Raw genomic sequence first — 13,994 nt, 5'->3', positions numbered from 1 at the left:
ACGCTCACCAGCTGAGGCGGAAAGATTAGCTACGACTACGAAAGAATAAAATAGCAATTCTGCATATTTTGATGCGCTTGCCCTTAACAATTACAAGTATTCAGTTACAAGTCCCATTTTATTATAGTTGAGAATGACAACCTGCTCCTACTATTTGGGTTCCATCTGTATTATGGGGATAAGCATTTCTTCCATAGAAACACCCCCGTGCTGAAACGTGTTTTTATAGTAACTCACATAGTAATTGTAGTTATTGGGATAGGCAAAAAAATCGTCATTCCCCGCAAATACATATGTTGAGCTTATATTGGGGCTTGGCAAACCTATTTTGGAAGGCTGCGTTACTTCAAACACTTCTTTTTTATTGTAACTCAGGTTTTTACCCACCTTATAGCGCAGGTTTACATTCGTATTCCTGTCGCCTACTACTTTTATTGCATTATCTACCTGAATAGTACCGTGGTCGGTAGTCAGAATCACCTTGTAGCCACGACGCGAGATAGCCCTGAAAAGCTCGTAGGTAGCCGAATGTTTAAACCACGAAAGCGTTAACGAACGGTAAGCCTCAGCATCATTCGCCAACTCACGCATCATTTTCGAGTCGGTACGGGCATGCGAAAGCATATCAATAAAATTCAGCACACAAACATTCAACTGGTTGCTGTCCAGCTGAGGCAGTTGCTCAATCAGTTTTTCGCAAGCGTTTGAGTCATTTATCTTGTGGTACGAAAATGTGTAGTTTTTACGAAAACGGTTTATCTGGGTTTCTATCAAATCTTTTTCTTTCAGGTTTTTACCTTCATCCTCTTCCTCTTCAACCCACAGTTCGGGAAACATTTCCTGAATCTGCAAAGGCATCAACCCTGAGAAAATGGCATTGCGTGCATACTGGGTAGCAGTAGGCAAAATACTACAATACAGGCTCTCGTCCTCAAACTGATAAAACTCGCTAAGCATCTCGCGAATAATACGGAACTGGTCGTAACGAAAATTGTCAATCAGGATAAAGAACACTTTCTCTCCTTTATCCAAAAGAGGGAATACCTTTGTTTTAAACAGTTCCGGACTTATCAAAGGACGATTCTCCGGATGCTCGAACCAATCAAGATAATTCTTCTTGATAAATTTAGTGAACGTACTGTTTGCTTCGTCTTTTTGCATACGGAGCATTTCGTCCATACCATTATCGGTTTCGGCAAGTTCAAGCTCCCAATACACCAGTTTTTTATAAACCTCGACCCAATCTTCATAGGTCAGCGAATCATTTATCTGCATCCCTATACGCCCAAACTCCGAACGGTAAGTAGAGGTTGTATGCTCGGTAACAATCTCTTTCTTATGAATATTCTTTTTCAGTGTAAGCAGAATTTGGCTTGGGTTGACGGGCTTGGTAAGGTAGTCGGCTATTTTATTGCCAATAGCCATATCCATTATATTTTCTTCCTCGCTCTTGGTTATCATCACCACAGGCACATTTGGGTCTGTTTCCTTTATCTGTGCCAGAGTTTCCAAACCACTCAGGCCCGGCATATTCTCATCCAGGAATATTATATCAAAACTATCTTCCCGGGCAAAATCAATAGCATCTTTACCATTAGTGGCGGTAACTACGTCATATCCTTTTTCTTCCAGAAACAGGACGTAAGGGCGCAACAAATCAATCTCATCATCAGCCCAAAGTATTTTATCTTTTTTCATAAAAATCAATTTTAAACTATACTACACTAACGAATAAAAATGGGATTTGTTGGATTCATATTTTCCAAAAAAGATGAATTAATGTGAATAAGCTACAAGAATGATTTTAGAGCCAAGAATCAAGATTATGTCGTCAGTAGACTATAAACTGCAGACCCTCTCGTTCGGCGTAGCGTCCCGCTACGTCGCCATTAAAAACAAAGCTCTTGCTTTGTATGCTTCTATCGTTTAATCTTTTTACCCGATAATGGTGTTACTATCACATCTAAACAAGTTGACAATCCGGCATAATTCCTTGCGCTTGAATACAAATAATCTTCTGCCTTTTCTACAATGCCTGCACGAACAGGATTTTCGTGAATGTAATTTACTTTTTGAAGAAGAAATTTATCTTCGTAAATTATTTCTGCATGGTTTTCATGTGTCCAAACCTGATGTTTTTCATTGCGTTTATGTTGTTTTGCCGAAAACTCAAATAAGTTCAACATCCAATCACGTCTGCTTTCCGGTTCAGTGTCTATCGCTTTCAATATCTGTTTGGCAGTAAAACTTTTAAACTCCTTTATCGTTGTGCTTAAATCTCCTTTTGAACTGCGAATCACTAAATGTATGTGATTACTCATTATTACAAAAGCATATATTTCCAAGCCTTTTTGTTGTTGACAAAAACATAAACTTTCTACTACAATATCCCGATAAATACGACGCGTGAAGATATCAATCCACCTTACTATCTGAAATGTTACAAAATGTAATCCATCTTGTTCCTTTATCTGGTATCCTGTACTCATTCTTTATTCTTGTCTTTTGTGTTTTGTGTTTGCAAAGCAGGAGCTTTGCTTTTAGCAACGACGTAGCGGGACGCTACGCCGAACAGAGGGTTTTGAATATAGAATATATCTTTTTCGCAATAAATTATGTCCCTTTTTGTGACACGAAATTGAGCGTAGCTAAATTTCACCTCTCATTTTACTCATTTAGCCCGCTAAATGAGTAAAATAAAGTCAAAATTTCCCTAAAAAATTACCAAAATTTATCTTGCGAGTAAAATTTAAAACAACCTCTAAGACATCATCGGATTATAAATCCGATGAGACAGACATTACTTTTATTCCTTACCCCTCGCGCGCTACTAATTATTATTTCTTACTTCAAATAATACTCCTGCATAAATGTGGTATAAGTACTCAGAGCGTTGTTTTGCATCATTACATTCAGGTTTCGTTGAGTACCCAATAAGTTACGGTAGTTGCTTCCACGAAGCCCCTCGAACAACTCACGCTCTTTTACTATCCTCATCAGATACGATTTTGCAATGTTGGCATCATTAAAGCTACCGATGATAATAACCTGCTGGTCGCCTACATTTTCCAACGATATATTCAAATTGAGCATACCGTAATTTTGAGAGTTATAAGCATCCACATCAGCCTTGAACTTATCAAAATTCACAGAGCCTCTCATAATATATACTGCTACAAAGTGAGGTTTTTCGGGTTGATAAGCAAACAGCCCCTTGTACAATTCCAACTCCTCTTCAGGCTCAGGCTCAGGCTCTTGAACTTGTACCGGAGTTTCTGCCGCTTCGGGCTGTTCTACCACCGCTACTTCTTCTTTTTTCTCCGGCTCTTGCACCGCTACAACCTCCTGTTGCTGCTCTTGCTTAGCTTCCTCCTGTTTTTGTTCAGGCTGCTGAGCTATAGGACGTTCGGGTTGTACCGGAGTTTCTTTTTTCTTTTCCTCTTCTTTAGGTTTTGTTTCTTTCGGTCGGCTTGTAGTAGGCTTCGCCGGAATTTTTCCTAAATGCTGAGCTTGGAACGACAAATAATCGTCCAGACCTAAAATGCGAATCAGCGCAAAGTTTTCTTCCGATATAATTACCTCCTGAATACCCAACCGTGTCACCCAGTCGGCAATGGTCAGGTCTGAATTGATAGAATTAAGATACCACACCGCTTCTTCGTACGATTCAAAATTAGTTACCGAAAGCACCTGTTGGGTATCATCCAGCAAGTTCAGAACCAAATCGAACTCCTTCACCATGAAGCGTGTAAAGTTAAACGCAGCCACCTGATACATCAGTTGGTACATGTCTTGCTGTTCGGCACTGCTTATAAGCATAACACGGTGTTTGCCTTGCATCTCGGGCGAAAATGCTTTTTCCGACGTAATGCCTTCTTCTTCCATTACCGCCTTCAACTCATCGCCCCGGCGAGTAAGCAAAGTTCCGTGCGAGGTTCCTGTTTGCGCTTCGCGCCCCTGACGGATAAGTGCCACAATATCTTTAGCCATTGCACTCACATCGCTCTGAGGGTAGGTTTCGACCACCTCGTTAAGGGCTGTTTCAAAGTTTTGAGGCGTATCGGTCTTTCCTATGCTCAACGCACTAAGGAACTTAAATTTAGGCATCAGGTTGGAAAGTGGAAAATTCTTCTCAGCATACCCGGTATTCCGAACAACTGTACGGAAATCGTTGTTTGAATAAGCCTGATAAGTGGCCGCATACAGCGAATCCTGCTGTTTCTGCATCCGGTTGAACTGTTCTATATAATTAGGTTGCGAGAGTATTTGTGCATACTTGCTTTTAGGATAATTATTAATAATCCTTGTTCTGTAAGCATTAGCTCCGGCGGTGTTCTGCTGTTTGGTTTCCACCAGATAAAGCTGGAAATAAGCATCGGGCACACGCTCGTCAGACCTAAAACGGCGGATAAAATCCTCATACGTATCAATCGCCATAGGCAGGTCGTTGAGCCTGTCCTTGTAGATAGCACCCATATTGAGCAGTGCATCTGCTATCTCAGCATTCGAGCGGCTTATTTGCTCCGGAGTGGCAGGTATCTGACGCAAGTAGTATTCCGGCTTCGTATCGTCCATTGCTGCCGGAGTGGCTGCTGTTCCGTCACCGCTTTCTATGTCTCCTGTTTCGGTTCCGTCACCCATTGCATCAAACGAGCTATCTGCAAACATAGCTGTCGATTTGTTCGAGCGTCGCCAGTTATCTTCCAGCTTACGGTTTCCCCACTGCCGTTGGAAATCTGATTTACCCGAACGTATTAGATTCGGATTGTAAAAATACCACTTGCCGGCATTAGCACCAATAGGCCCTCCGAGTGGCACAAAACGGTCACCTTCATCACGCTGCTGCTGTTCGGCTTGCAGCTTTGCACGTTCCTCGGCTTCGGCTTTATCCTTAATCACTTTTTCTATGATTTTCAGTTGCTTGTCTTTAGGCAGAGTAGCAAGATGCTGCAAGCTATCCTGTAGCACAACTACTTCATACTCCCTCGTCAAATCGCTCAATACTTCTGCCAGCTTCGCAACACGTGCATAATCGCTGTTCTCGTTCGTAAGTATTTTCGATGCTTCATCGTAATTAGGCTGTGCTTTCACATATTCGCGCCGGCCGTAATACAAGTCGCCCAAAGTAATAAGCGTCACCGCTTTTTCCACCCCCTTGCGGGTACTGGATTCTACCGATAAATCATAGTTTTCTATAGCGCGCGCGGTGTCGCCATCGTGCAAATATATATTGCCAATAGCATAATATATCTGGTCGAGATATTCCTTGTTATTCGCGTTTTTTGCCATTTTGCGCAAGTCCTTCAGCACTTTCTCCTTATCGCTGCCCGACACCAGTTGCGCCTTGCTTATACGCGCATTAAAGTCCATTGTATAAGGCGGATTCATCTTTATAACATCCGAATAGGCTTTTGTGGCAGCCTGCTTGTCGCCCGTTTGCTCGTAAAGCTGTGCCAGCAGAAAAGTAAAACGTTGCTTCATGGCTTTATCCCGCTCGCGGGATAGAGACAATTCTACAAAAGGGATTGCATCTTTATACTGTCCTTTTTTGAGAAGAAGTACAGCGTTGGCCGATGCCGAAAGCCCGATACTTGTGCTTCGCAGGTCATCCTGATTCACTTTTTCAAGCATTTGCTCGGCCTCGTAAATCCAGTCCATCTCTACATAAGCCCGCACCATCCACAGTTGGCACTGTGCCACAAGGTCTTTATCGGCAGAATAATATTTGGAAATATAAGAGAACGTACCTACCGAGCCTAAAAAGTCGGCTTTATGAAATTCAGCTTTTCCTATCATCATCCAAGCCTCTTTAAGTGCCGGATTAAACTCGTTCTGATTGTAAAAAGCCTGATATTCGGGGTCGTTCCATTTTTTCAAATCGCGCTTGGGCTTCACCTTTATCGAGTGGAGTTTAATGGCTTTACGGCTTTTCTCAATCGTTTTATCCATGTTGGAAGTGCCTGCCGTAGCATTGGAGTGGCGGCTGATAGGATACATAGGGATGATAGTGGAATAATCATCCTGATTTGCCGACAGGATATTTTTCAACCCCTCGTTATAACTCTCACTCCCGTTGAACGCAACGTTATATTTCGTTGTCATAGAGTGAAAATTACGGGTAAGCCACGTGTTCTTTTTCGTAGAGCAACCGTAAAAAAGGAATAACAATAAACTTATGCTGAAAAGTACTTTAATTTTTTTATCCATACATAAAAAAGGCCTTTTTGCCTCCTCTAAAAAATGTGTAATATTTAAAACACAAAAAAAGCTATTCTATTGTATTTTAACTTACAAAAATAAATAAAATTGCACGGTAATGGCTAACTTTGCATGGAAAAAACCTAAAAAGATGCTTATACTTATCATCATATTAATATTTCTGGCAGTTATCGTTTTTTTATTTACTTATCTGAACCGCCGCAACAAGACCGAAGAGGTAGAAATAACACCCGTAGACAGCGAGTGTTGTGGGGCACACGAGGTATGTGAAAAAGAAAGCCTGCTCAACTCAAGCAACAAGGTAGTGTATTATGATGATGAAGAATTAGACGCCTTGTCGGGAAAAAGCCCTTCGGCCTTTACTAAAGAACAAATAAACCAACTTTCCGAAGTATTCTACACATTGCGCGAAAGCGACGTAGCCGGATGGCTGCGCAGCCTGCAAATGAGGCAAATAGAACTCCCCGACGAGTTGAAAGAAGAAGCGCTACTTATCGTCAGAGAGCGTAGAGGGCTGTAATGCTTTCTTGTATATTATTATACAATTAGTCGTTTTCGTCGTCGTCGTACAAGTTGTTCAGCTCGAAAGACAAGCTATCATATTCTTTTCTCCAAGCATCTATTATTTCTTTTGGAGTATCTTTCGGAGCATTGCGCATCACTTCTTCAACTTCTTTTATTTCTTTTTCCAGTTCTTCGCGTCTATTTCCCATAGCTATTGTTTTTTAGTTTATTACATAAAAAGAAAACAAGCCGGAGAATGAAAAGTTCAAAGCTACACGGAAACAAAGAAATTATTTATTGAAATTCCGCAACTTTATATTGGTCAGCACCTTTTTGGTATGGAGCGAGAAATCGCTATTCATCATCCAGCCATAGTATCCCATGTCTTTTACAAACACTTCGGTCACCTTCTGCCCCTTATATTTACCAAAGTTAAAGACCTCCTCGCCTCGCTCATTGTAGATAATACGCCCTGCAAAATCCACATTATCGGTATGGGCTGTAAATTTGGCAAGAAACTCCACATCATTCTGAAGTTCGGGATAACGGTCGAGCTGGGCTTGCAGCACCTCGTAGGTAGCCAGCGTATCGGCCTCGGCGCTATGGGCGTTATCAAGGTCTTTGTCGCAGTAAAATTTATAAGCTGCCCCCAAAGTGCGCTGCTCCATTTTATGAAAAACAACCTGTACATCTACAAACTTACGTTTCATAAGGTCTATATCAACATCAGCCCGCAAAAGTTCTTCGGCCAAAAGCGGTATATCAAACCTGTTTGAGTTATACCCTGCCAAGTCGCAACCTTCAATATCGCGCACTATCTCTTTGGCCACATCCTTGAAAGTGGGGCAATCCTTCACATCATCGTCGGTTATGCCATGCACCTCGGTAGCCGAAGGGGCTATAGGTATTTGCGGATTAATACGGAGGGTCTTTGTCTCCTCCCTTCCGTTAGGAGATACTTTATGATAAGAGATTTCGACGATACGATCGTATACGATATTAGTTCCGGTTGTTTCCAGATCGAAAAAAACAATAGGGTTTTTTAAATTCAGTTTCATCAGGGTTTCAATAGTTTTTTTTCTGCTTCGTGTACTTTATCAAAAGAAAACTCTTTCAGAATGTCGTTCTTATAATTCACAATTTCGTCATTGCATAAGTTACCGATGCTTCCCTCGTGGGTATGACGTACTGCTTTCTCAGGTTTAAATTTTCCGGCTTCGATTTCGAGCCCTACCTGCTTGTAGGCATCACGGAAAGGCACTCCGCCCAACACCAGGTTATTTACTTCTTCTACGCTAAAAATAGCATCGTATTTAGGGTCGTCCAATATATTTTCATTCACCACCACCTTGCTCATCATCATATTTGTCATTTCGAGGCAGGCGTTCAGCTCGGCAAAGGCAGGGATGAAAATCTCTTTCGTTATCTGCAAATCGCGGAAATATCCCGACGGCAGATTATTGGTAACCAGCGTAATTTGCTGAGGTAGCGATTGTATTTTATTGCATTTGGCACGGGTCAGTTCAAACACATCAGGGTTTTTCTTATGAGGCATAATACTCGAACCTGTGGTAAATTCATCCGGCAACTTGATGAAACCGAAATTCTGCGAAGTAAACATGCAGGCATCGAAAGCCAACTTGGAAACGGTAGCCGCAACACTTGCCAAAGCGGTAGAAACAATGCGTTCCATCTTTCCACGCCCCATTTGGGCATATACCACGTTGTAGTTCATGGTATCGAAGCCCAGAAGCTCGGTAGTCAGGCCACGGTTGAGCGGAAACGACGAGCCGTAGCCAGCCGCCGACCCAAGAGGATTGCGGTTAGTTATTTTCCATGCAGCAAGGAGCATTTGCAAATCGTCGGCAAGGCTTTCGGCATAAGCTCCAAACCAAAGTCCGAACGACGATGGCATAGCAACCTGCAAGTGGGTATATCCGGGCATCAACACGCCCTTGTAGCGGTCGCTCTGGCTTATAAGCGTCGAGAGAAGCTCAACTACAGCCTGCACCGTTTTTTCAATCTCGCCACGCGAGAATAGTTTCAGGTCGAGCAATACTTGGTCGTTGCGCGAACGTCCGCTATGTATTTTTTTGCCTACATCGCCCAGTTTGCGGGTAAGCATCAGCTCTACCTGCGAATGAACGTCTTCTACCCCTTCTTCTATCTCGAAACTGCCTTCGTCGGCAATCTGATATATATTCCTCAACTCGCTTAGCAACAACACAAGCTCGTCTTTTTGCAACAAGCCTACCGACTCAAGCATAGTAATGTGAGCCATCGACCCAAGTACATCGTATTTTGCCAAATACAAATCCATCTCACGGTCTATCCCTACGGTAAACTGCTCTATCTTTTTATCAACCTGTATGTTTTTTTCCCACAGCTTTTGTGCCATAATAAATTAAGTAGTTACGAGTTACAAGTTACAAGTTATTTGCGAATAAGCATTAGGCCAACTGTCTGATTAATTGGCATATTAACTTCAAGCTCTTTTTTATCCGTTAGCAGTATTGCTCGCAGCCTTAGCTATAACATCGGCCACCATATTAATGCCCTCTTTCAGTTTTTTATCCACCATCATTTTCACCATGGCAGGCAGGTCGGCTTTCAGGGTGAGTTTCATGCGGGTATCATTTTCGGCAACCTCTTTCAGTTGTATCCACGCATTAATACTGATAGGGATATTTTCGGTTTCCAGCTTTATGGTTTTATTCGGTTCGCGCTCGATAATACGAAACCCTACTTCGCCCAAACCATTCACTGTAAAATGGCAGCTATCTTTGTCAAAACGGACATCTTTAAGTTCGGCAGGCGCACCTTCCGCGCTTTTCAGTTTTTCCAGATTGGTGAGGTCGCTAAGAAGATTAAAAACCACTTCTTCATTCGAAGAAATGGTTTTTATGTCACTTTCATAAGTTGTCATAAATATATTTTATAGTTCCCATTATTTCGGGCGGTACATTACAACGTACCCCAAAAAGAGGGAGAAAGGCATTATTATACTTTCCACGTAGAGGGGCTTTTGCGCCACTCTTTCAATGCTTCCACGTCGCTCTCGGCAATGTAGTTGGTAGCCAGAGCTTCGGCTATAACAGCATCGTAATTACAAAGCGTGGTCAACTTCACCTTTGCTTGTTTGAAACGTTGCTCTGCTTCGGGGAAACCATAGGTAAAGATAGCTATCATTCCTAAAACATCTGCACCGTTATTCTTGATAGCCTCGGCAGCTTTCAGGCTGCTTCCTCCGGTCGAAATAAGGTCTTCAATAATCACCACTTTTTGTTTCGGACGCAAATCGCCCTCAATCATGTTTTCCAATCCGTGGTCTTTAGGAGTAGGACGTATATATATGAATGGCAATCCAAGTTGGTCGGCTACCAAAGCACCTTGTGCAATAGCCCCCGTTGCCACACCTGCTATAACCTCTACATCAGGATACATTTCGAGTATCAGGCGGCTTAATTCCAGTTTGATAAAAGAACGTGTAAGCGGATACGACAGCGTTTTGCGGTTGTCGCAATAAATAGGCGATTTCCAGCCCGACGCCCACGTAAACGGGTTATTTGGTTGCAGCTTTACAGCCTTGATTTTCAAAAGTTTTTCGGCAATAATCTTTTCTAAAGGTTTCATTCTTCTGTGATAGTTTAAATAGTGTAGCAATTTATTTTTATACCTTGTATAAATCACCTACAAAAGTACACAATCTAATCAAGACGATAAAATAATAAAGTATATTTTACAGCATTATTTTGCGCAAACCCATATTCCCGTATCATTCCGTTTTGTCGGCGTACAACTATCTATGTCGGCACGGATATCACTCTTCGTTTACACACAGTTTATCAGTAAACAAAGTCCCCTGAAGGTGGTCGTACTCATGCTGGAAAATCACACCAATAAAATTCTCGAAACGGGAGCCTCCCTGCAAATGTTCTTTTATTGTCTCACCCTGTTCGTTCAGATATTCCACCTCTATCCACTTGTACCTTAATGAAGTACCCGAAGCGTCGGGAACAGACAAGCAACCATCGTCGTCGAAACAAAACATATCTTCGGAATGAGCCGTTATTTTAGGATTAACAACCACCTCCACCGGATATTCAGGTTTGTCGATACGTACGAAAAGAAACAAATTGCGCCCGATACCCACTTGAGGCGCAGCAAGTCCCACTCCATTTTCCAATTCAAGAGTAACCCGCATACGCTGAACCAACAGTTGTAAAGCCTCATTATCTTTTACTTTTTTAATGTCGAGGGATTTTTGCCTGAGAAAGAGAGAATCCTTCTCATCAGTTGTAAGCAATACACGCAAAGGCGTATCGGCATCGCCGCTATATATCAAATCTTTTTCTTTTTTAGTCATATCGCTATTGCTACACGAAAATAAAACACAGCTAAATGCAAATAAAAAAAACAGCTTCTTCATTCAAAACACCAAACATTTTACATTTTAATCAAGGCTTCCACATAATAATATATAAAGAAACCTGCCACTACCAGCTTAGCCACCGTACCTACCAAAAATCCGACAAACGAACCAAAGCCCGCTTTCACAGCATCGGCACTCGCACGGCCCGACAACAACTCGCCCACCACAGCCCCTACAAACGGGCCGAGAATAATTCCCCAAGGAGCAAAAAACAGCCCTGCCACCACACCTATAGCACTGCCGATAGTGCCCCACCGGCTACCGCCAAAACGCTTTGTGCCCCATATAGGTATATAATAATCGAGCACCTGTATAGCAATCACAATAATAGCCCAGATAACAAGAAAATTAGTCGAAAACTGGATTTTATCAGTAAAATGCAGCAACAAGATACCGACATAACTCAACGGCACACCGGGTATGATAGGCAAAATACAACCGGCAAACCCCAAAAGCACTAATATTCCGGCAACGATAATAAGAAATATATCCATAAGAATCAGACTACTTTTATTAGATGTTGTACTTATCAGCACCCCCCTTTTATCAAAAAAGGAGTACTCACTAAAAAATTGAAATCAAAAGTATTACTTTATCATTAACATACAATAAAAATATGCTTTTTTCTAACTTGTTTTATTAAATAAACACTATTTTTGAACATCAAAAACATGATGGGTATATGGAAAAAATCAATCACACCGTTATGCCTAAACAAAGAATAGGCATAGCACTTAGCGGAGGCGGAATAAAGGGCCTGTGCCACGCCGGAGCCCTGAAAGCATTGGAAGAATACGGGATAAAACCGGATATTATTTCGGGCGTGAGTGCGGGAGCTATCGTAGGAGCCTTGTATGCCGACGGGCATAGCCCCGATGAAATCGGAGATTTTTTCAGGAATGTGACTTTCAGGCAAATGACAAAGATTGAAATGCACGGCGGCTTTTTCAAGATAAACGAGTTTGAAAACTTTCTGGACGAAAGGCTTCGTGCCAAAAACTTTGAAGATTTGCAGATAGAGCTGAAAATAGTGGCTACCGATTTGGATAAAGGAAAAAGCGTCACCTTCTCGCAAGGCACTTTGCTACAAAAAATCATAGCATCGTGCACTGTACCCGTACTGTTTGCACCTACAGCAATCGACGGGATAAACTACGTAGACGGCGGAGTGCTGAAAAACTTTCCGGTATCTACCATCAGAGAAGATTGCGACGTGCTGATAGGCATCAACGCAAGCCCGATGGTGGCAGCCGAATATAAACTCGGAATAATGAGCGTAGCCATGCGCTCGTACCACTTCATGATGAAAGCAAACACGCTTCATGATAAGGAGATATGCGACATATTGATAGAGCCTACCGACATGGGCAACTATGATACTTTTGATGTAGGAAAAGGCAACGAGATATTTGAAGTAGGATATACATCTACAAAAAAAATCATCGAAGAAAGCAATTTTCTGTCTAAAATAAAGTAAAAAACAAAGATAAAGGCACAAAATGCCAATCAATTCAACAAAGATTAAAAATTTTGATTATTTTTGTAGAGAATTTACAACAAAACAATAAAATAAATTATGCTTTCAGTATCAGAACGTTTGGCAGCTCTTTCACCATCCGAAACGCTTGCTATGTCTCAAAAAAGTAATGAGCTAAAGGCTCAAGGTATTGATGTGATTAACCTTAGTGTAGGCGAACCCGACTTCAACACACCTGACCATATTAAGGAAGCTGCAAAACAAGCTGTTGACAACAACTTCTCGTTTTACTCTCCGGTTCAGGGCTACCCTGCTCTACGCAATGCAATTTGTGCAAAACTGAAAAACGAGAATAATCTGGATTACAAGCCGGAACAAATCATCTGCTCAAACGGAGCTAAACAATCGGTTTGCAACGTTCTTTTAGCCGTAATCGGCAAAGGCGACGAAGTAATTATCCCTGCCCCATACTGGGTAAGTTACCCCGAAATGGTAAAACTAGCCGACGGCACTTCGGTTTTCATCTATGCCGGCATCGAACAGGATTTTAAGATTACTCCCGAACAACTGGAAAAAGCCATCACTCCTAAAACGAAAGCTATCATCCTTTGCTCTCCGTCGAACCCTACAGGGAGCGTATATACCAAAGAGGAATTGAAGGCATTGGCTGATGTGCTGGCTAAACACCCGGACATCGTAATTATTGCCGACGAAATATACGAACATATCAACTACTTGGACAAACACGAAAGTATCGCACAATTTGAAAACGTACGCGAACGTGTAGTGATTATCAACGGAGTTTCGAAAGGATATGCAATGACCGGATGGCGCATCGGCTGGATTGCTGCACCACAATGGGTAGCATCTGCCTGCAACAAACTGCAAGGACAATACACCTCAGGCCCATGCTCTGTAGCTCAAAAAGCTGCTGAAGCTGCATACACCGGAGATCAAACCTGTGTAGGAGAAATGCGCAAAGCATTCGAACGCCGCAAAAACCTTGTGGTAGAACTGGCACGCCAGATTCCGGGACTGAAAGTGAACGAGCCTAAAGGCGCTTTCTATATTTTTCCCGACTGTAGCGCATACTACGGAAAATCGTACAACGGACGAAAAATAAACGATGCCGGAGAACTGGCAATGTTCCTGCTCGAAGAAGGACACGTAGCCTGTGTGGGCGGAACTGCTTTTGGTGCTCCAAACTGCATACGTATGTCGTACGCTACTTCGGACGAAAACCTGAAAGAAGCATTTGCACGCATCAAAAACACACTGGCCAAATTGAGTTAAGTTTAAAACATCACAATTACAACAGTATAAAAAAAGCGTTTAGATAGCAATCTAAACGCTTTTTATATT

The 13,994-nt window shown here is 42.1% G+C and carries 13 protein-coding genes; 3 read left to right on the top strand and 10 right to left on the bottom strand.

Annotated features, from left to right (window positions below):
- Positions 1–150: 150 nt before the first annotated feature.
- From D0T49_RS05495 to D0T49_RS05485, 3 genes are all read right to left on the bottom strand, one after another.
- On the bottom strand, positions 151–1,704 hold the full coding sequence (locus tag D0T49_RS05495) for a bifunctional response regulator/alkaline phosphatase family protein (RefSeq protein WP_163629605.1): 1,554 nt from the start codon (positions 1,702–1,704) through the stop codon (positions 151–153).
- Between the two features lie 215 nt (positions 1,705–1,919).
- Positions 1,920–2,489 carry a transposase gene (locus D0T49_RS05490; RefSeq protein WP_163629590.1) on the bottom strand — a complete coding sequence of 190 codons (570 nt, stop codon included), beginning with the start codon at positions 2,487–2,489 and terminating at the stop codon, positions 1,920–1,922.
- 355 nt (positions 2,490–2,844) lie between these two features.
- Complete coding sequence (locus D0T49_RS05485) at positions 2,845–6,207, bottom strand: tetratricopeptide repeat protein (protein WP_163629589.1); 3,363 nt, start codon at positions 6,205–6,207, stop codon at positions 2,845–2,847.
- 142 nt (positions 6,208–6,349) lie between these two features.
- On the opposite strand from D0T49_RS05485, the gene D0T49_RS05480 reads away from it, so the two are divergent.
- Positions 6,350–6,739 (top strand): phospholipase, encoded by a 390-nt coding sequence (locus D0T49_RS05480; RefSeq protein ID WP_163629604.1) that lies wholly within the window; start codon positions 6,350–6,352, stop codon positions 6,737–6,739.
- Positions 6,740–6,764: 25 nt separating this feature from the next.
- On the opposite strand, the gene D0T49_RS12950 is transcribed toward D0T49_RS05480, so the two are convergent.
- From D0T49_RS12950 to D0T49_RS05450, 7 genes are all read right to left on the bottom strand, one after another.
- The gene (locus D0T49_RS12950) at positions 6,765–6,932 is read right to left on the bottom strand and encodes a hypothetical protein (protein WP_203583423.1); all 168 of its coding nucleotides are present in this window, start codon (positions 6,930–6,932) and stop codon (positions 6,765–6,767) included.
- Positions 6,933–7,013: 81 nt separating this feature from the next.
- Entirely contained in the window at positions 7,014–7,781 is a 768-nt protein-coding gene (locus D0T49_RS05475; protein WP_163629588.1) for a 3'-5' exonuclease, read from the bottom strand.
- Positions 7,781–9,121 (bottom strand): argininosuccinate lyase, encoded by a 1,341-nt coding sequence (argH, locus tag D0T49_RS05470; protein WP_163629587.1) that lies wholly within the window; start codon positions 9,119–9,121, stop codon positions 7,781–7,783. Before argH ends, D0T49_RS05475 begins: the two co-directional genes overlap by 1 nt.
- A gap of 99 nt (positions 9,122–9,220) precedes the next feature.
- Entirely contained in the window at positions 9,221–9,649 is a 429-nt protein-coding gene (locus tag D0T49_RS05465) for an SRPBCC family protein (RefSeq protein WP_163629586.1), read from the bottom strand.
- A 74-nt stretch (positions 9,650–9,723) separates the two neighbouring features.
- On the bottom strand, positions 9,724–10,356 hold the full coding sequence (gene pyrE / locus D0T49_RS05460; protein WP_163629585.1) for an orotate phosphoribosyltransferase: 633 nt from the start codon (positions 10,354–10,356) through the stop codon (positions 9,724–9,726).
- Positions 10,357–10,543: 187 nt separating this feature from the next.
- Positions 10,544–11,089, bottom strand: a complete 546-nt coding sequence (gene def / locus D0T49_RS05455; protein ID WP_163629584.1) for a peptide deformylase — start codon at positions 11,087–11,089, stop codon at positions 10,544–10,546.
- 80 nt (positions 11,090–11,169) lie between these two features.
- Positions 11,170–11,649 (bottom strand): DUF456 domain-containing protein, encoded by a 480-nt coding sequence (locus D0T49_RS05450; RefSeq protein WP_163629583.1) that lies wholly within the window; start codon positions 11,647–11,649, stop codon positions 11,170–11,172.
- A gap of 188 nt (positions 11,650–11,837) precedes the next feature.
- On the opposite strand from D0T49_RS05450, the gene D0T49_RS05445 reads away from it, so the two are divergent.
- Both D0T49_RS05445 and D0T49_RS05440 read left to right on the top strand, forming a co-directional pair.
- Entirely contained in the window at positions 11,838–12,632 is a 795-nt protein-coding gene (locus D0T49_RS05445) for a patatin-like phospholipase family protein (protein WP_163629582.1), read from the top strand.
- 99 nt (positions 12,633–12,731) lie between these two features.
- Positions 12,732–13,925, top strand: a complete 1,194-nt coding sequence (locus D0T49_RS05440; protein WP_163629581.1) for a pyridoxal phosphate-dependent aminotransferase — start codon at positions 12,732–12,734, stop codon at positions 13,923–13,925.
- Positions 13,926–13,994: the final 69 nt, after the last annotated feature.

This window comes from Paludibacter sp. 221 (genome assembly GCF_010501035.1).
Lineage (GTDB): Bacteria > Bacteroidota > Bacteroidia > Bacteroidales > Paludibacteraceae > QVMH01.
This window is presented reverse-complemented; position numbering and strand designations above follow the sequence as displayed.